The sequence below is a fragment of the Bacteroides acidifaciens genome (genome assembly GCF_024623065.1).
In the GTDB taxonomy this organism is placed as follows: Bacteria; Bacteroidota; Bacteroidia; order Bacteroidales; family Bacteroidaceae; genus Bacteroides; species Bacteroides acidifaciens.
This window is the reverse complement of record NZ_JANJZR010000028.1, coordinates 23,051-43,655: the sequence shown is the minus strand read 5'-3', so window position 1 is coordinate 43,655 and position 20,605 is coordinate 23,051. Positions and strand designations below refer to the sequence as shown.

Sequence of the window (20,605 nt, the reverse complement as noted above, 5' to 3'; positions counted from 1 at the left end):
AAAAAAGAAGAAATTATCCGGATGCCATATTACAAATTCATCACATCTTGCTCAAACCTGTCCTTATCACCGGCAGCCTTGTTACGCATCCGGCTACGATAATTATAGATAGTCGCCAAAGAGTAGCCCAGGAAATGGGCTATCTTATTACTGTCTACCACTCCCAGGCGAATAAGGGCAAAAATGCGGAGTTCCGTTGTCAGCAGTTCGTCGGATTTCGGATATATGCGCCCCTCTTCTACCAGCAGTTCATTAAAGGCGGTAATAAAGTTCGGAAACAGTTTCAGGAAGGACTTGTCGAACTCATTATAGAATTCATTCCGTTCGTCACGGATGAACTGTTCGGATTTGATGGCTTTGAACAAGTCCTCGATACGTGACGCCATAGCCAGCTTCGCCAGTGAACGACGGTAAGTTTCCAACTTATCCAGATAGTTGACGCACCTGTCCAGATAGCGGGCGATATATACCTCTTTAATTTTTCCCATCTGTTCCAGTTCTTTGTTTACTGCCTGCATTTGTTTGTTCGCCAAGCTTAAATCACGCCGCATGGCAGACAGTTTCTTCATCCAGCGATACAAATAGAAAACAGCAATCAGGAGAAAGAAAGAGAGCATACTGACACTGATAAGCATTGCCTGTGAAACCGTACGTTCTTTTTCTTCCTTCAGTTTATAAGCCTTGTCGATAATAGGAAAGAATTCCGTCACCTCAATAAAACGCAGGCGGGCATTGCAAGCTACGGCATCTTCCATCGAACAGCTCAGATATTTATAAGCGCGGTCCACATCGCCCAGTTCATACATCAAGTGTGCCAGTTTCTGCAATGAAGCATATTCCCTGACCGAAGATTCCAAATCGGCAATAGCTGTCAGTATCAGGTAATAAATCTCTTTCTGCGTGTCTTCCTTTGCCGCATAGGCTTCGGAGAGCGTGTAATGAATATAAACTTTCTGCCGTTCATCCGTAGCATCTTTCAATGCAGCATTGAGAATCACCAACGCTGTATCCGCTTTGCCTGCCACGATGCATTTCTCCGCCATCACAATAGTACGGTTCTTTTCGGAGAGCATGACACTGATAATGGAGTCGCGGTAGGCATCGGTCTTCTCCCGGTACTTTTCTTTCTCTTCCCTGTTGGTGGTATAGTCCGCCAGCCAACCATAGCAAGCACGGTAGGTTTGATAATAATACATCAATGTGTTTCGGTCCAGTTTTTCCGTTCGAATACCGTCCAGTTCTTTCATAGCTTCGATATACATCCCCATCACTCCGAACACCGTGGCACGGTTGATGGTTATCTCGTTTGCCAGCTCCGGAGTATCGAGCAGAAGAAAAACGGTTTGTCTCTTATTTACATAATGAAGTGCGGAATCCGCCTGATAATGAAGGTAAGCATCGTATAAAGCACCATACAGCCGGTATTTATCGGCAGGCGCAACCGACCGGGACAGTTGCCTTTTCAGCACATCAATATCCTTCTCTTTCCGCTTCTGATAGGTTTCTTTCTTTTTGATAACCTCGTCCAGCCTTTCAAGTGCTGCCGCATTGTCATCTGCCGGAGCGGCAAACAATAAAAAAGGATAAACCAAGAGAAAAGCTAAAATACAGGCCATATTCTTCATAAGTCGGTTGTTTAAGATGTCACAAATATAGGGAATATCAGAATGAATACGAAATATTGCCTTAAAAGTTTTTTAATTCCCGTTTGTATTTCTCCACCATACATCGACAGTTAAACCACTCATTATAAATATCATAATAAAAAAACATGTTTATATTTCCATTCTACTCTCCTTCATGCGCTCTCCTATCTTTCTACATTTGCAACATCGGTTTGACCGAATAAGCATAAAAAATACACATTACCATGAAAAAGATTTTTTTAGTAACCGTTTTATCCGTTTTACTCTGCGGACACAATTCACTGTATGCCGCAAGCGTGATAAAAAAAGTAGCCCCTTCCTTTTGGTGGGCAAGTATGAACAATCCCGAACTGCAAGTACTGTTGTACGGAGAACAGATAAGCTCTGCCGATGTCAGCATCTCTTCGGACGACATCGTTTTGCAGGAAGTAGTAAAGCAAGACAATCCCAACTACCTCCTCCTCTATCTGAACACCTCGGAAGCAGCCCCGCAAACATTCGACATCTGCCTGAAACAGGGCAAAAAACAGACAGTCATCCCCTACGAACTCAAACAACGGAGAGCGGATGCCGCACAAATAGAAGGATTCAACTCGAGCGACGTGCTCTACCTCATCATGCCCGACCGCTTCGCCAACGGTGATGCTTCCAACGACGTCATCCCCGGAATGCTGGAAGACAGAGTGGACCGCAACGACTCCTTCGCCCGTCATGGCGGCGACTTCAAAGGAATAGAGCAACACTTGGACTACATCGCTGACTTAGGCGTCACCAGCGTTTGGCTCAACCCCATTCAGGAGAACGACATGCAAGGAGGCTCCTATCACGGGTATGCCATCACCGATTATTATCAGGCAGACCGCCGTTTCGGAAGCAATGAAGAGTTTCGCACGTTGGTAGAACAGGCACACTCCAAAGGGCTGAAGATAGTGATGGATATGATTTTCAACCATTGCGGCTCCGAGAACTATCTGTTCAAGGATATGCCCTCCAAAGACTGGTTCAACTTCAAGGGCAACTACGTGCAGACAACCTTCAAGACCGCTACCCAGTCGGACCCGTACGCTTCCGATTATGAAAAGAAAATAGCAGTGGACGGCTGGTTCACACAAAGTATGCCGGACTTCAACCAACGCAACCGCCACGTGGCTACCTATCTGATTCAAAGCAGTATCTGGTGGATTGAATATGCCGGTATCAACGGCATACGCCAAGACACACACCCGTATGCGGACTTCGACATGATGGCACGCTGGTGCAAGGCAGTGAACGATGAGTATCCCCGCTTCAATATCGTAGGCGAAACGTGGTTGGGCAACAACGTGCTTATCTCTTATTGGCAGAAAAACAGCCCGCTTGCCCACCCGCGCAACAGCTACCTGCCCACCGTCATGGACTTCCCGCTGATGGACCACATGAACAAAGCCTTCGACGAAGAGACCACCGACGGATATGGCGGACTGAGCCGACTCCACGAATACCTGTCGCAAGACATCGTCTTTGCCGACCCGATGCACCTGCTCACCTTCCTCGACAATCACGATACTTCCCGCTTCTACCGTTCGGAAGCAGACACCAAGAACCTCGACCGGTACAAACAGGCATTGGCTTTCCTACTCACCACACGCGGCATTCCGCAAATATACTACGGAACGGAAATCCTGATGGCTGCCGACAAGGCGAACGGTGACGGACTGCTTCGCTGCGACTTCCCCGGCGGCTGGCAAAATGACACTCATAATTACTTTGATGCGGCAAACCGCACCGCACTGCAAAACGAAGCATTCTCTTACTTGAAGAAGTTGCTGCAATGGCGGAAAGGAAACGAAGTGATAGCCAAAGGCAAACTGAAACACTTCTCGCCCCATCAAGGAGTCTATGCGTACGAAAGGAAACACGGTGACCAGTCGGTCGTTGTCTTCCTCAACGGTACAGACCGCGAACAGACCATCGACCTCAGTGCTTATCAGGAAATACTGCCCCGCACCTCCGCACGCAACGTATTGGAAGGGAAAGAGGTGGAAATTGGAAAGGAATTAACACTTCCTCACCGTGGTGTCTGTGTGTTATCCTTTTAAAGAAGTTCACTTCGACTTATATTTCTTCGTATCAGCAGAATGCTTATTCATCTATCAATCAGAACAGTAGAATTTATATAGACTTGTATTTTTATTCTAACAGGCAGACGCAGCACACAAGGTCGCTACATTTGCAACATCCGAAACAAAAAGGGATAAACACACAAGTTAGCATTTAATTTAATACCATACATCCAATGAAAAAGAAACTTTTACTAATTGTATGTCTCTGCATTTCGTACATCACGAATGCGCAACAGCGACTCACATCGCCGGACGGTAATTTGGTAATGACCTTCCAAGTTGACAAGGAAGGTGCTCCCACCTACGACCTCACCTACAAAGGCAAAACGGTAATCAAACCCAGCACCCTCGGACTGGAACTCAAGAAAGAAGATAACACCCGCACGGACTTCGACTGGGTAGACCGCCGGGACCTGACCAAACTCGATTCAAAAACGAATCTTTATAACGGCTTTACAGTGAAAGACATCAAGACTTCCACATTCGACGAAACATGGCAACCGGTATGGGGAGAAGAGAAGGAAATCCGCAATCATTATAACGAACTGGCAGCCACGCTGTATCAGCCCATGAACGAGCGTTCTATCCTGATTCGTTTCCGCTTGTTCAACGACGGTTTGGGATTCCGCTACGAATTTCCACAGCAGAAAAACCTGAACTACTTCATCGTCAAGGAAGAACATTCGCAATTTGCAATGGCAGGCGACCACGTCGCCTACTGGATACCGGGCGACTATGATACGCAGGAATATGATTATACTATCTCCCGCCTGTCAGAAATCAGAGGTTTGATGAAACAGGCCGTCACTCCGAACTCTTCGCAGACTCCTTTCTCACAGACCGGCGTACAGACCGCACTGATGATGAAAACGGATGACGGCTTATATATTAACCTGCACGAAGCTGCCTTGATTGATTATTCCTGCATGCACCTAAACTTGAACGACCAGAATATGACATTCGAATCGTGGCTGACTCCGGACGCCAAAGGAGACAAAGGACACCTGCAAACTCCCTGCAACACTCCGTGGCGTACTGTTATCGTCAGCGATGACGCCCGCAACATCCTTGCATCCCGCATCACTCTGAACCTGAACGAACCTTGCAAAATCGCAGATGCCGCTTCATGGGTGAAACCGGTGAAATACATCGGCGTATGGTGGGACATGATTACCGGAAAAGGCTCTTGGGCATATACCGACGAACTGACCAGCGTCAAATTGGGTGAAACCGATTACTCCAAGACCAAACCGAACGGCAAACACTCCGCCAACACCGCCAATGTGAAACGTTACATCGACTTTGCCGCCGCCAACGGATTCGACGCCGTATTGGTGGAAGGCTGGAACGAGGGCTGGGAAGACTGGTTCGGCAACAGCAAGGACTATGTATTCGACTTCGTCACTCCGTATCCCGACTTTGATGTAAAAGAAGTACATCGTTACGCTGCAAGCAAGGGCATCAAGATGATGATGCACCATGAAACCTCTTCATCGGTGCGCAACTACGAACGCCATATAGACAAAGCCTACCAATTCATGGTAGACAACGGCTATAATTCCGTGAAAAGCGGCTACGTAGGCAACATCATCCCCCGCGGCGAACACCACTACGGACAATGGATGAACAACCACTACCTGTATGCTGTGAAGAAAGCCGCCGACTACAAAATCATGGTAAATGCCCACGAAGCAACCCGCCCGACAGGTATATGCCGAACCTATCCTAACCTCATCGGCAACGAATCCGCACGCGGAACCGAATACGAAGCCTTCGGCGGCAACAAGGTATATCACACCACCATCCTGCCGTTCACCCGTCTGGTGGGCGGACCGATGGATTACACTCCGGGTATCTTCGAAACTCATTGTAACAAGATGAATCCTGCCAACAACTCGCAGGTACGTTCTACTATCGCCCGCCAATTAGCCTTGTACGTGACCATGTACAGCCCGCTGCAAATGGCAGCCGATATCCCTGAAAACTACGAACGTTTCATGGACGCCTTCCAATTTATCAAAGACGTAGCCATCGACTGGGACGAAACGAACTACTTAGAAGCCGAACCGGGCGAATACATCACCATTGCCCGCAAGGCAAAAGGAACCGATGACTGGTATGTAGGTTGCACCGCCGGCGAGAACGGGCATACCTCCCGATTGGTATTCGACTTCCTCACACCGGGCAAGCAATACATTGCCACTGTGTATGCGGACGCCAAAGACGCTGACTGGAAAGAAAACCCGCAAGCGTATACCATCACCAAAGGTATCCTGACAAGCAAAAGCAAACTGAACCTGCGCGCGGCAAACGGAGGCGGTTATGCCATCAGCATCAAGGAGGTAAAAGATAAGGCAGAAGTAAAAGGGATGAAAAAGTTATAAGCTAACGTCATTGAGGGCTGACCAACCATTCGATAGTATCACAGAAGAAGTTATATCGGACAGACGTTAAGTGATAAATAAAAAAAGGATAAGAAAAACAGTTTTCAATAGGTATTTTTTAAGAGATAATTTACTTTTTGAATTAAACCAACTTTAAATTAAAAACATGAAAAAGAGCTTAAAACTAAAAGCCCTGCTCATCACCTTGGTAGGACTCTTCCTTTCTATAGGAGCATTTGCACAGCAAATCACCGTGAAGGGGCATGTGAAAGACGCAACGGGTGAACCTGTCATCGGCGCCAACGTACTGGTGAAAGGCACAACCAACGGAATGATAACCGATTTTGACGGTAATTTTACGCTGAATGCTCCCAAAGAATCCATTATCTCCATCTCATTCGTGGGATACCAGACTGTGGAAGTGAAAGCAGCTCCTTCCGTCATCGTGACATTGCAGGACGACAGTCAACTACTGAATGACGTAGTTGTCATCGGTTACGGACAAGTGAAGAAGAACGACATGACCGGCTCGGTAATGGCTATCAAGCCCGATGAACTGAGTAAAGGTATCACCACCAATGCTCAGGATATGTTATCGGGTAAAATTGCCGGCGTCAGCGTAATCTCCAACGACGGTACACCGGGTGGCGGCGCGCAAATCCGTATCCGCGGCGGTTCTTCATTGAATGCAAGCAACGACCCGTTGATTGTTATTGATGGTCTTGCCATCGACAACGAAGGTATCAAAGGGATGGCAAACGGACTATCAATGGTCAATCCGGCAGATATCGAAACCCTCACCGTGCTGAAAGACGCCTCTGCAACCGCCATTTACGGTTCGCGCGCATCCAACGGCGTTATCCTCATCACCACCAAGAAAGGAAAAAACGGACAAGCTCCCAGCGTAAGCTATAACGGTTCCGTATCCTTCTCTAAGACCCAAAAACGTTATGATGTACTGAACGGAGACGAATATCGCGCTTATGCCAATCAATTGTGGGGCGAAAAATTACCGGCAAATTTAGGAACCGACAGCACAGACTGGCAGGACGAAATATTCCGCACGGCTGTCAGCACCGACCATCATGTCTCTATCAACGGAGGATTCAAGAACCTGCCTTATCGCATATCTTTAGGATATACAGGAACTAACGGTATCGTGAAAACATCCAACTTCCGGCGTTTTACCGCTTCCATAAACTTGGCTCCTTCTTTCTTTAATGAGCATCTGAAGTTCAACATCAACGCCAAATACATGAACGGTAAAAACCGCTATGCAGACGCCGGCGCCGCTATTGGCGGGGCATTGGCCATCGACCCTACCCGTCCGGTTTATTCTAACGAAGACCCTTACCAGTTCACAGGCGGATACTGGCAGAGCACCAATTCAACAAGCAACTTCAGCGACCCTGACTGGAAATATACGGTCAACCCGAACTCCGCCCAGAATCCGGTAGCTGCCTTGCACTTGAAGAACGACCAAAGCAACAGCAACGATTTTGTAGGAAATGTGGATGTAGACTACAAGTTTCATTTCCTGCCCGACCTTCATGTGCATGCAAGCATAGGCGGCGAATATGCGGAAGGTACTCAAACCACCCGTATATCCCCTTATTCATTCTCCAACAATTATTATGGATGGAACGGGGCTGTCACTCAATATAAATACAACCTCTCTTACAACATATACGCACAGTATTTCAAATCAGTGGGTGCAAACGATTTCGACCTGATGGTCGGTGGCGAAGAGCAGCATTTCCACCGCAACGGATTTGACGAAGGACAGGGTTGGGACCCGTACACTCAGGAAGCACACGATGCAAGCCTGCGCAGCCAGACCGCTTACGCCACCCGAAATACATTGGTTTCTTACTTCGGCCGTCTGAACTACTCGCTGTTGAACCGTTACTTATTCACATTCACCATGCGTTGGGACGGTTCGTCACGTTTTTCCGAAGACAACCGCTGGGGTACATTCCCGTCATTGGCACTGGGATGGAAGATTAAAGAAGAAAACTTCCTGAAAGACGTAAATGTCCTGTCTGATCTGAAATTGCGTTTAGGCTGGGGTATTACCGGTCAGCAAAACATAGGTGATGATTTTGCTTATCTTCCTCTGTATGTAGTCAATAACGAGTATGCCCAGTATCCTTTTGGCGATACGTATTACTCTACTTCCCGCCCGAAGGCTTTCAATGAAAATCTGAAATGGGAAAAAACGACCACATGGAATGCCGGACTGGACTTCGGATTCCTGAATGGAAGAATCACAGGCGGCATTGACGGATACTTCCGTAAAACGGACGACCTGCTGAACAGTGTTAAGATTCCCGTAGGAACTAACTTCAATGCCCAGATGACACAGAATATCGGTTCACTGGAAAACTACGGTATGGAATTTTCCATCAATGCCAAACCGATTGTGACTAAGGACTTCACTTGGGACCTGAGTTACAACGTGACATGGAACCACAATGAAATCACCAAACTGACAGGTGGTGACGATAGCGACTATTACGTAGAAACAGGAGATAAAATTTCCAGAGGTAACAATAACAAAGTGCAAGTGCATAAAGTAGGATATGCCGCCAGTTCTTTCTATGTTTACCAGCAGGTATACGACGAAAACGGCAAGCCTATCGAGAATATGTTTGTCGACCGCAACGGTGACGGTATCATCAACAGCTCGGATAAGTATATCTATAAGAAACCGGCTGCCGACGTATTGATGGGATTGACCTCCAAAATGATGTACAAGAACTTCGATTTCAGTTTTGCTTTGCGTGCCAGCCTCAACAACTATGTGTATTATGACTTCCTGAGCAACAAAGCCAATATCAGCACTTCAGGTTTGTATTTGAACAATGCTTACAGCAATACTACTCCCGAAGCCATTGCACTCGGTTTCACCGGACAAGGGGAATATTACATGAGCGACTACTTTATACGCAACGCTTCATTCATCCGTTGTGACAATATCACATTGGGTTATTCTTTCCAGAATATATGCAAGAGCCAAGCCTATAAAGGAATCAACGGACGTATATACGCCACAGTACAGAATCCGTTTATCATCAGTAAATACAAAGGTCTTGACCCCGAAGTGAAAAGCGGCATCGACGCCAATCCATACCCGAGAGCCATGACTTTCTTATTAGGGTTAAGCCTTCAATTCTAAATTACATTAAATCAAACTATTATGAAAATAAAAACTATAAAGCAACTGTTTTCTGCTGCATTGATTGCCTCTCTCTCCTTGGGAGTAACTTCATGCATCAACGACCTGAATATTAGTCCTATCGATCCTCAGGCAGACGGTAGTTTCGACCAACAAGGAGTATTCGTAAAAGGATATGCCATGTTAGGACTGACCGGACAAAAGGGTATCGCCGGTTCTGCCGACCTTGACGGGCAGGACGAGGGCGAATCCGGTTTCTACCGCACCACCTTCAACTGCAACGAACTGCCCACGGACGAGTGTCTCTGGGCGTGGCAGGATAACCAAGACATTCCGCAGTTCACAAACATCAGCTGGAACTCTTCCAGCCAACGCACTGAGTGGGTATATGTCCGTTTAGGATACAACATCACACAATATAACTTCTTCCTAGACCAAACGGAAGGGAAAACAGACGAAGAGACTTTACGCCAACGCGCTGAAATACGTTTCCTGCGTGCCTTGCACTACTGGTACTTCCTCGATTTGTTCGGGAAAGCACCGTTCAAAGAGCACTTCAACAACGAATTACCCGTCGAAAAGAAAGGCGCCGAACTCTATGCCTATATTCAAAACGAACTGAACGATATTGAAGGCAATATGTATGAACCCCGCCAAGCACCGTTCGGCCGTGCGGACAAGGCAGCCAACTGGTTACTCCGCGCACGTCTGTACCTGAACGCGGGTGTATATACCGGACAAACCGATTATGCAAAGGCAGAAGAATATGCTGGCAAAGTAATCGACTCAGGATATGAACTGTGCGACAATTATGCCGAACTATTCATGGCAGACAATGATGAAAACCCCAATGCCATGCAGGAAATCATTCTGCCTATCCGTCAGGACGGCGTGAAAACACGCAACTACGGCGGATCCGTTTATTTGATCTGCGCCACCCGCATTGCCGGCATGCCCCGCATGGGAACCACCAACGGATGGTCTTGCATCTTCGCCCGCGCAGCAATGGTGCAGAAATTCTTCCCCGACCTTACCAAAGTGCCCGTACTGCCCGACGATAAAAAAATTCCCAACGAAGGATTGGATACGGATGCACAGATTGACGCTTTCGATGCCCAACACGGTCTCCGGACGGAAGATATCATCAAAGCTGCCGGTGACGACCGTGCCTTACTATACTCTGGTGTAGGAGGCGGCAGACGTAAACTCCAGACAGATGCCATCACGGGATTCACCAATGGATTGTCCATCGTCAAATGGCAGAACTACCGCTCGGACGGCAAACCCGTGAACCATACCGAATATCCGGACACCGACATCCCCCTGTTCCGCTTGGCAGAAGCCTATCTGACACGTGCCGAAGCTCTCTTCCGTCAAGATAAAGACGCGACAGCGGATATCAATAAACTTCGTTCGCGCGCCAACTGCACAAGAATGGTAGAGACTGTGACTGAACAGGAACTTATTGATGAATGGTCACGCGAGTTTTACATGGAAGGCCGCCGTCGTTCCGACCTGGTTCGCTTCGATATGTTCACAACAAACAAGTACGTTTGGGACTGGAAAGGGGGAACAATGAACGGGGCGCCTGTAGCTTCACACTACAACGTTTTCCCGGTTCCGGTATCGGACTTGAACAACAATCCGAATATGTCACAAAATCCCAATTATTAATCAGTAGTCCATCATTATATAAAAGAATATCATTATGAAGAAAATATTCAATATATTATTGGCTGCCACGTTTGCATTGCCTTTGTTCACGGCCTGCGAAACAGACAATGACAGCAATCCGGTCTTGAACGAGCCCGATACATTCACGCTCAATACGCCCGCGTATGCAGCCAACAATGTATATGACCTGAAGAATGCCCAAACTGTAGAACTCACTTGTTCGCAACCGGACTACGGTTTTCCGGCAGCTACCACCTACACGGTACAAGCTTCATTTGAACAGGATTTCATAGAAGCGACAGATGAGAGCAAAGCCAACTATACAGTGTTGGAAAGCACCTCCCCGACAGCAAAGATCAATGTGGATGCTTCCGAACTCAACAGTGCGCTTCTCGATTTGTGGACGGCCGTGAACGGAGAGCAGGCAGAACTCCCCACCGAACCGGTAGCTGTATATATCCGCCTGAAGGCCAACATCACAAGCAGTGGAAAAGGAGTATGTTTTTCCAATGTGATTGAGTTGCCCAACGTTCTGATTTCAAAGAGCAACAGCTCATTGACACCTCCCAAGACGATGTTCATTGTAGGTTCTATGCTGGATGCCGACTGGAAAGTATGGAAACCGATGGCAGGTGTCTACGGCATGGACGGTCAGTTCTATTCAATGATTTACTTCGATGCCAACTCCGAGTTCAAGTTCGGAACAAAGGAAAACGAGTATATCGGTATTCACGACAACCGCGTAACGGTTACCGACAAAGCCGGAGCAGGAGTCAGCGGCAGTAACAACTTCGTCGTAAAGAACGCCGGATGGTATCTCTTCTACGTCAAAGCGGCTGTCAAAGGGGATGACTATCAGTTTACCATTACTTTCTATCCGGCTGAAGTATATTTGTTCGGTAACACCACCGGCGGTTCGTGGGCATTCACCGACGAATGGAAGTTTGCAGTTCCCGCTACCAAAGACGGCAACTTCGTATCTCCTGCCATGACTGCAAGCGGAGAAGTCCGTATGTGCTTCAAGACAGACCTCGACTGGTGGAGAACTGAGTTTACACTCCATGACGGTGAAATCTTCTATCGCGATTTCAACCTTATTGACAGTTGGACAGAAAAAGGAGACGGTTATTCCGTACAGGGTTCAGCCGGCAATGTGATCCATCTGAACTTCACGGCGGGTACAGGAGAAAAGAAGTAATTAACTTTAAAAAGAACGATTCATCATGAAAAAACATTTAATATACACAGGGATGTTTCTGGCAGCAATCGGGTTTTCTGCCTGTAACGAAGACTTCAAGGACTGGGCTGATCCCCAGTCCAATCCCCAGGAAGAGTCGGTGGGACAGTTGACTGCAACTTTCACAGCAGGCAAGGACGCCAGCATCGTCATGGACGCGGCCACAGCCGATTCCGTAGAAATTGCAAAGTTAAGCTCGACCACAGCCGAAGAAGGCAGTAAGATCGTTGTCAACTCTTTGACACTGAATGAAAATCACACCATTCCATTTTCCATGACGGAAGATCATGTCTTTAAAGTAGCCTTGGCACAACTGGACAGTGTGACACAGGAAGCCTACAAAAGCCGTGCAAGCGTGGTACGTGAGTTGAGAATCTCTATCAATGCTTCTGCCGTAACTCCTTCCGGCGAAGGTATTCAACTGGTGGGCAATGAAGTAAGCATCACCTTGCAGCCTGCCGCAACTCCTGCCCCCGATCCGGAAGGCTACTACATCGTAGGCGATTTCACAGACTGGAACGGCACCGATGCCCAACCAATGAAGAAAGACGCCCTCAACGAAAACCTGTACACACTCGAAGCCGAAATAGAAAGCAGTTCCAACTTCAAGATTTTCCCTGCATCGGCCATCGATGGAAACAACATAGACTGGGACAAAGCTTTGGGAAGTCTTACCGACGGCGACACCTCGGGCGATAATTTCGTTACCTGGACCAATGCGGGAGCCATTAATACAAAACTGGACGGTAAGATTAAAATCTCGTTCGATGCTTTCAACTACCGTTTTACAGTGAAAGACAACAGCGCCCCTACCGAACTTTACATGACCGGCAACGCATACGGATGGGGATCGCCAGCAGGCGACCCGGATGCATGGAAAGCACTTGTTCCGGTCAACGGAACGAAAGGAACTTTCTGGGGAATCTTCTATTTCGCTGCTAACGACAAAGTGAAATTTGCACCGCAAGCCAACTGGGGCAATGACTTCGGTTTTGTAGATGCTATCTCACAGGAATCCAAAGACCTTGCCGGATTGTCGGACGAGGACGGCAATCTAAAAGTCGGCATAGCCGGCTGGTACTTAGTATACGTCTCCGTTATCGGTGATGATAAAGTGATAGAATTTGAAAAGCCGAATGTATATCTGATGGGCGATACCTCATACAACGGTTGGGATGCGCAACTGGTAGAACAGGATTTATTTACCGTGCCCGGAACGGCTGATGGTGAATTTGTTTCTCCGGCATTCCTGAAAGATGGCGCAGTACGAATCTGCGTAAATCCGAAAGCTGTCTCTGCCGGCGACTGGTGGAAAACAGAGTTTATCATCTTCAACGGACAAATAGCTTATCGGGGCAACGGCGGTGACCAAGCTGCGGTACAAGGTAAAACCGGACAAAAGGTTTATCTGAACTTCGGCAACGGAACAGGCCGTATCGAATAATACTACAAGAAATCTGAGAAACAGGGAATGGCCGTCGCGAATACAATGAAATCGGGGCGGCCACTGTTTTTTAAGAAACTACACTTATTGTCTTTAATACATCATCATTATGAATAAACATCTCCACTTTTTATCTCTTTTGTGGTTGTCAATGCTCATGGCATTTATGACCGCTTGCAGCGATGACAAAAATATCACTGACCCTGCTCCGGAACCCGAACCGTCCGTTGAAGGGCAATGGGCCACACTTACCGCCGCTCCCGACACATGGGACAAGACCAAACGGGCAGACATCTCCTACCAGTTACTGGTCTATTCCTTCGCCGACAGCGACGGAGACGGATATGGAGACCTGAATGGCATCACTCAAAAGCTGGACTATCTCAACCAGCTGGGCGTGAAAGCCCTCTGGCTCTCTCCCATCCACCCCTGTATGTCTTATCACGGATATGACGTCACAGACTACACCAAAGTCAATCCGCACCTCGGCACAGAAAGCGACTTCGACCGTCTGGTTACGGAAGCCCACAACCGGGGCATCAAGATTTATCTGGACTACGTAATGAACCACACCGGCACTGCCCACCCGTGGTTCACCGAAGCCAGTTCATCATCCGAAAGCCCGTATCGCAATTATTATTCTTTCTCCGAAGACCCGAAAACAGATATCGCAGCAGGCAAAATCGACATGATCACCCAAGAAGGAGCAGCCGGATACAATGCCGCAGAATGGTTTCAAGTTTCTGACGAGACCGCTGCCGTGAAAGGACTGCTGAAATTTACACTGGACTGGAGCAACGCATCTTCTCCCATCCTTGTCGTTTCCACAGGAACCAAAGCAGACGAGGATAATCCGGACACAGGCACCGACAACGCCAAATACTTATACTACGGAGACGGTATCTGCAAAAAGTTTTATGACAAAGGAAACAACATCTATGAACTCACCGTCGACTTTGAATCCACTTGGGGGCTTCTGATCCGTACCAGCAATGCTTCTTCCTGGCCATCCGGAACAAAATACGGTGCCTCTTCCTCGTCCGATAAACTCGCGCTGAACAAGGACTTCAAACTGACCAACGCCGGCAGCCCTGCCAACATCATGTTCGACAGCCAGCAGATCACCTATTTCCATTCTCATTTCTGCACCGACTGGTTTGCCGACCTTAACTACGGCCCTGTAGACCAGGCAGGAGAATCACCGGCATATCAGGCAATAGCAGATGCCGCCAAAGGATGGATTGCCCGAGGTGTGGATGGCCTCCGCCTCGACGCCGTGAAGCACATCTACCACAGTGAGACCAGCGAAGAAAATCCTCGCTTCCTGAAAATGTTCTATGAGGATATGAACGCCTATTACAAACAAAAAGGACATACGGACGACTTCTATATGGTAGGCGAAGTGTTGTCGGAATACGATAAAGTAGCTCCTTATTATAAAGGTCTGCCCGCCCTTTTTGAATTTTCCTTCTGGTATCGTCTGGAATGGGGAATCAATAATAGTACCGGATGTTATTTTGCCAAAGACATCCTTTCGTACCAACAGAAATACGCCAACTATCGAAGCGATTACATCGAAGCAACGAAACTGAGTAACCATGACGAAGACCGTACATCGTCCAAGTTGGGTAAATCCACCGACAAATGCAAACTGGCAGCCGCCGTTTTGCTCACTTCCGCCGGACATCCCTACATCTATTACGGTGAAGAACTGGGACTTTACGGAACAAAGGATAATGGAGACGAATATGTGCGCAGCCCGATGCTATGGGGAGATAGCTACACTACCAAGTACACAGACAAGACGGATGCCACCGTTTCGAAAAATGTGAAAACGGTAGCGGACCAGCAAGCCGATACCCATTCACTTCTGAACATATATTTCTCCCTCACCCGATTGCGCAACACCTATCCGGCATTGGCGGAAGGAAGTATGACCAGACATTCCGTCTACAACGAATCGCAAGAGAAAAACTATAAGCCGATTGCCGCCTGGTATATGACCAAGGACAACGAGAAACTGCTTGTCATCCATAATTTCGGCGGAACGGCCATGCAACTTCCGCTGACAGACAAGATTGAGAAAGTATTGTTTGTGAATGGCGAAGCACAACAAAATACAGACAGCGACAGTTACACCCTGAAACTGGGAGGATATGCCTCTGTAGTGTTCAAGCTGGGTAACTAAATAACGCGAGTTCGAACAAGGCAACTCAATTAGGGGTGACTAAAAAGTCGATTCTATCTCGAAATTGACTTTTTAGCCAGCCCCAAACCACGCGGCTGACTCTTATATCGAACTGACGTAGTCTTGACTTTTCCGGCTTCTGTCTATCTTCAAGAAACCTTATATCAATCAGAATTTCCGTTTTTTAATGGATAAATCAGATTTGTGTCTCCCCCTCGATATAGTTTTCCAAAAAGAGATTCTCTCCGTCGAATACAGCATACGAGAAAAAGTTAATCCAGTCTCCCAGAATCAGTACGCGGGAAGTAGCGCTCAACATCAAGTCCAATTCAATGTGCCGATGCCCGTAAATAAAGAAGTTTATATTGGGATGACTTTTCAAATACTCCTTAGTATAGAGTACCAAATGCTCCTGATTTTCTCCCATATAGTCCGGTTCCTTTCCGTCAACCCGTTTCTGCCGGCTATGCTTTGCCCATGACAGACCTAGCTCCACACTCCAACGGGGATGGATAGCTGAAAACATCGTTTGCAAAGTTTTGCTATGAAACATTTGACGGAGCAATTTAAACTTCTTATCCGGGTCGCCCAGCCCGTCACCATGAGCAAGATAGAACTCTTTTCCGTAGATTTCGGTAGTCAACGGCTCACGGTGCATAATGACACCGCATTCTTTGGTGAGATAATCCCCACACCATATATCATGGTTGCCAATAAAGAAATGCACTTCCACTCCCATGTCCGTCAGTTCTGAAAGTTTTCCCAAAAAACGGGTATACCCTTTGGGGACCACCAGCCGGAATTCGTACCAGAAATCAAACATGTCTCCCAACAGATAAACAGCAGAAGCCTTATGTTTTATACTGTCGAGGAAGTTCACCAGTCGCCGTTCCCGGGTGCGTCCGTGCTCTATGGCACGAGACCCAAGATGGGCATCGGAGAGGAAATAAACGTTCTTCATGAGTTTTGAGTTGTTAGTTATAAGAGATTGATTATGAAGTTATCACTCATCACTAGAGAAAGCCGAGTTCGAGTTTCGCTTCTTCACTCATCATATCCTTATCCCATTCCGGTTCAAACACCAGGTTAATGGTAGCCGAGTTCACTCCTTCCACCGATTCCACTTTCTGACGAATATCTTCCATGATAAAATCCGCAGCCGGACAATTCGGTGCTGTCAGAGTCATGTCAAGCACCACTTCCCCATTATCGGAGACATCAATCTTATAAATCAGTCCAAGGTCATATACGTTTACCGGAATCTCCGGGTCGTACACCGTCTTTAGCATGGCTACAATCTTCTCTTCTATTTCAAACTTTTCCATACGTTCTTATTTGTTATGTATCGCAAAGATAGAGATAAAATACGAAAGACAAAAAAATAGGCACGGAATGCGTATCCCGATCAATTCCTCTTTTCACATTCACTGCTGAAGATCACAGCAACCCCTCGTCCGCAAAACTGAAGAATCCGTCTTCGCAGACTATGACGTGGTCTATCAGACGAATATTCATCGTATCGGCAGCCTTGCGGATATGTTCCGTCAATGTTTTATCCGGCTGACTGGGACGAATATTCCCCGAGGGATGATTGTGAACTACAGCTATCTGTGTAGCCCTTTGCAAGAGCGCTTCCCGAAGAATTGTACGCACATCTGCATATGTCCCATCTATTCCGCCGGTACTTATACGGACTTTGTCTATCAGTTTCGTAGCCTGATTAAGCAATAAAACCCAGAATTCCTCCTGCTCAAGGTCGCACATAAGAGGTTGGAAAATGTCGTAGATATCTTTTGAGCAAGTAATCCGGAGTCTCTCTTTAATATCTTGCAGCTTTCTCCGCTTTCCCAGTTCCAAGGCAGCCATCACCGTAATACTCTTCGCAGGTCCCATACCTTTAAAACGTGAATAGTCGCAGACTTCCCATTTCGCCAAAGAATTGAGATTGTTATCACAAGACAGAAGTAAGCGCCGCATCAGTTCAACAGCACTTTCTTCCGTATTTCCGGAGCCTATTAATATAGCGAGTAGTTCGGCATCGCTTAATGCCGCTGCTCCCTTCTTCATCATTTTCTCCCGTGGGCGGTCTTCCAGTGCCCATTGGTTGATGGATAACTTGTGTTTGTTTTCCATTTTCTATGTTTTGAAAGTGTAAAGATAGGATTATTTTATTTAATGACAGAAGGTATGGCGGGGAAAATGAAATGTCAGGCTCGTTTCCCTATAAAGAAACGCCAGTGTCCTCGTAGAGAGACGCCCGTATCCCTATAGGGAAACGGGCGTTCCCCCGTAGAGATACGGCAGTTTCCTTATAAGGACACAACAGGAAACTATAAACGTTTAATTTATAACTATATAGGTATTTTAGTTTATAACAGTAAAGCCACAATTCATGACCATATGAGTTTACTTATAGAAATTCTTTTGAAATGCTTCAAACTCATCCTTTCCTCTGACGCAACGTTGCCACCATGCACGCCAAAAACCTGTACCGTAGCCGATAAGCTGAATAAATGCGGCAGCAATGGAACAGATGCCAATACTCAAACTCTTATTTTGAATCGTCGAGTCTATACATACCAGTAATGCATAAAGAAAAACGGGGGTAAAACTAAACATGCAAAACGGTGTTCCCAATAATAAGACAGCTACTCCTAACGTAAAGACTGCCGGAAGCAGATGTACCAGTTTCAGCGAATCAGGGTACTTCTTATAGAGATTGATACGGGCAATGCCGGAGTTGTGCACCTGTTTGAAGAATTTCTTCAAATCAGTCCGTCGTTTGTGATATACCCATGCATCAGGGAAAAGACGACAGGTATACCCGCCTTTGAAGATACGGATACTAAAATCAATATCCTCTCCAAAACGCATCTTTGAAAATCCTCCCAAAGCTTCATACACTTTGCGATGTACTCCCATATTGAAACTACGGGGGTAGAATTTATCCATCTTCTTTTTCCCGCCACGGATACCGCCCGTTGTGAAGAAAGAGGTCATGGAGTAGTTTATCGCTTTCTGAATATCGGTAAAGGAATCGTGTGCACGGTCGGGGCCGCCGAACGCATCGGCAGGGGATGCGAGAAGTTCTGTCTCCAGGGCTTCGAAATATCCTTCGGGCAGAATCACATCGGAATCGAGTATAATAAGATATTCCCCTTCACTGCGTTCGGCTCCATAATTGCGGGTCTGCCCCGGTCCGGAATTGGGCTTAGCAAAGTATTTGATGTCCAGTCGGTCTGTATATCGGTCTGTTACTTCTTTACAGGGAATGGAAGAACCGTCTTCCACTACAACGACCTCAAAATCTTTAAAGTGCTGCACAGTGAGACTTTGCAATAACTCGTCCACTTCGTCGGGACGATTGTAAACGGGGATTATGACGGAGTAACGCATATCAAAAATGGAATGTAACTGTTAGATATGCAAAGTAAGGGAAAAAAAATGATACTTATAAAAGAATGACGAATTTCTATGCATCAAAAAAAAAGGCGACACCGTTAAAGAGCCGCCTTTTCATATCTAAAATCCTATTTATTACTTGTTCAAAATATCCATCGTATCCGAAGCAATCAACAGTTCTTCGTCTGTCGGAATCACTACTACTTTCACTTTAGAAGCAGGAGTAGAAATGATAGCTTCTTCACCGCGAACTTTCGCATTTATGTCGTTATCAAGTTCGATGCCCATATATTCCATATCCTTACAAACTTCACGACGACATTCCATCTGGTTCTCACCCACACCACCTGTAAACAGGATGATATCCACACCACCTAATGCGGCAGCATAAGCACCGATGTATTTCTTGATGCGGTAGTAGTACATCTTCTCAGCCAGGATAGCTTTCTCATTGCCGGCAGCACAAGCAGCCAACAATTCGCGCATGTCGCTTGAAACACCGGAAATACCCAGTACACCGCTCTTCTTATTCAGCAAGTTGGAAACACCAGTCGTATTCAACCCTTCTTTTTCCATGATGAATGTTACTGCACCGGCATCAATGTCACCGCTACGAGTACCCATCATCAAACCTTCCAACGGAGTCAATCCCATAGTAGTGTCCATACACTTGCCGTCTTTGATAGCAGCGATAGAACCACCATTACCGATGTGGCAAGTGATGATTCTCTTTCCTTCAGGATTTATACCCAGAAATTCGCATACACGTTTCGAAACATAACGATGAGAAGTTCCGTGGAAACCGTAACGGCGTACACCATATTTCTCGTACAATTCGTAAGGAATAGCGTACATATATGCGTAATCCGGCATTGTCTGATGGAAAGCCGTATCAAATACACCTACCTGCGGAATGTCAGGAAGAATAGCAGAAACAGCATTCACACCTTTCAGGTTGGCAGGGTTGTGAAGCGGAGCCAAGTCATTACAAGCAGCAAAAGCTTCCAATACTTCCTTGCTCAACAATACAGACTCGCTGAAACGTTCACCGCCATGTACCATACGGTGACCTACCGCATTGATTTCATCCAAAGACTTGATAGCGCCATATTCAGGGCTAATCAACGTATTCAGGATAAATTCCACACCTACCGTATGTTCAGGAATGTCTTTTTCCAAGATTTTCTTTTCACCATTCGGCAAAGTCAGTTTCAGGAATGAACCCTTCAGACCGATTTTCTCGATACCACCTTGAGCAATCACTTCTTTGGTGGTCATATCGAACAATTTATATTTAATAGATGAACTTCCGCAGTTCAATACAAGAATTTTCATACCGTTTTCGATTAA

Annotated in this window: 13 protein-coding genes; 7 read left to right on the top strand and 6 right to left on the bottom strand. The window is 46.7% G+C overall.

What is annotated here, in order from left to right:
- Window positions 1–29 precede the first annotated feature (29 nt).
- Window positions 30–1,625 carry a SusR family glycan utilization regulator gene (gene susR / locus NSB03_RS10255; protein ID WP_257466373.1) on the bottom strand — a complete coding sequence of 532 codons (1,596 nt, stop codon included), beginning with the start codon at window positions 1,623–1,625 and terminating at the stop codon, window positions 30–32.
- A gap of 245 nt (window positions 1,626–1,870) precedes the next feature.
- Here susR and NSB03_RS10250 point away from each other — a divergent pair, with 245 nt between their 5' ends.
- From NSB03_RS10250 to susG, 7 genes are all read left to right on the top strand, one after another.
- Entirely contained in the window at window positions 1,871–3,724 is a 1,854-nt protein-coding gene (locus NSB03_RS10250) for a glycoside hydrolase family 13 protein (protein ID WP_257466372.1), read from the top strand.
- 197 nt (window positions 3,725–3,921) lie between these two features.
- Window positions 3,922–6,132 (top strand): glycoside hydrolase family 97 protein, encoded by a 2,211-nt coding sequence (locus NSB03_RS10245; RefSeq protein WP_024987059.1) that lies wholly within the window; start codon window positions 3,922–3,924, stop codon window positions 6,130–6,132.
- A gap of 166 nt (window positions 6,133–6,298) precedes the next feature.
- Complete coding sequence (locus tag NSB03_RS10240; RefSeq protein WP_257466371.1) at window positions 6,299–9,310, top strand: SusC/RagA family TonB-linked outer membrane protein; 3,012 nt, start codon at window positions 6,299–6,301, stop codon at window positions 9,308–9,310.
- Window positions 9,311–9,331: 21 nt separating this feature from the next.
- Window positions 9,332–10,984: a starch-binding outer membrane lipoprotein SusD gene (gene susD, locus NSB03_RS10235; protein WP_024987058.1), complete on the top strand. Its 1,653-nt coding sequence runs from the start codon at window positions 9,332–9,334 to the stop codon at window positions 10,982–10,984.
- A gap of 34 nt (window positions 10,985–11,018) precedes the next feature.
- Window positions 11,019–12,182: a starch-binding outer membrane protein SusE gene (gene susE / locus NSB03_RS10230; protein ID WP_024987057.1), complete on the top strand. Its 1,164-nt coding sequence runs from the start codon at window positions 11,019–11,021 to the stop codon at window positions 12,180–12,182.
- A gap of 25 nt (window positions 12,183–12,207) precedes the next feature.
- Window positions 12,208–13,665 (top strand): starch-binding outer membrane protein SusF, encoded by a 1,458-nt coding sequence (susF, locus tag NSB03_RS10225; protein ID WP_257466370.1) that lies wholly within the window; start codon window positions 12,208–12,210, stop codon window positions 13,663–13,665.
- 109 nt (window positions 13,666–13,774) lie between these two features.
- Window positions 13,775–15,853: an alpha-amylase SusG gene (gene susG, locus NSB03_RS10220; protein ID WP_257466369.1), complete on the top strand. Its 2,079-nt coding sequence runs from the start codon at window positions 13,775–13,777 to the stop codon at window positions 15,851–15,853.
- A gap of 196 nt (window positions 15,854–16,049) precedes the next feature.
- Here susG and NSB03_RS10215 read toward each other — a convergent pair whose 3' ends face one another.
- The 5 genes from NSB03_RS10215 to NSB03_RS10195 all read right to left on the bottom strand — a co-directional run bounded on the left by NSB03_RS10215 (window position 16,050) and on the right by NSB03_RS10195 (window position 20,590).
- Complete coding sequence (locus NSB03_RS10215) at window positions 16,050–16,814, bottom strand: UDP-2,3-diacylglucosamine diphosphatase (RefSeq protein WP_024987056.1); 765 nt, start codon at window positions 16,812–16,814, stop codon at window positions 16,050–16,052.
- 52 nt (window positions 16,815–16,866) lie between these two features.
- On the bottom strand, window positions 16,867–17,178 hold the full coding sequence (locus tag NSB03_RS10210) for a metal-sulfur cluster assembly factor (RefSeq protein WP_022139307.1): 312 nt from the start codon (window positions 17,176–17,178) through the stop codon (window positions 16,867–16,869).
- Between the two features lie 112 nt (window positions 17,179–17,290).
- The gene (gene radC, locus NSB03_RS10205; RefSeq protein WP_024987055.1) at window positions 17,291–17,986 is read right to left on the bottom strand and encodes a RadC family protein; all 696 of its coding nucleotides are present in this window, start codon (window positions 17,984–17,986) and stop codon (window positions 17,291–17,293) included.
- 273 nt (window positions 17,987–18,259) lie between these two features.
- Window positions 18,260–19,249, bottom strand: a complete 990-nt coding sequence (locus tag NSB03_RS10200; protein WP_172503704.1) for a glycosyltransferase family 2 protein — start codon at window positions 19,247–19,249, stop codon at window positions 18,260–18,262.
- Window positions 19,250–19,390: 141 nt separating this feature from the next.
- Window positions 19,391–20,590 carry an acetate kinase gene (locus NSB03_RS10195; RefSeq protein ID WP_024987054.1) on the bottom strand — a complete coding sequence of 400 codons (1,200 nt, stop codon included), beginning with the start codon at window positions 20,588–20,590 and terminating at the stop codon, window positions 19,391–19,393.
- Between the last annotated feature and the right edge of the window lie 15 nt (window positions 20,591–20,605).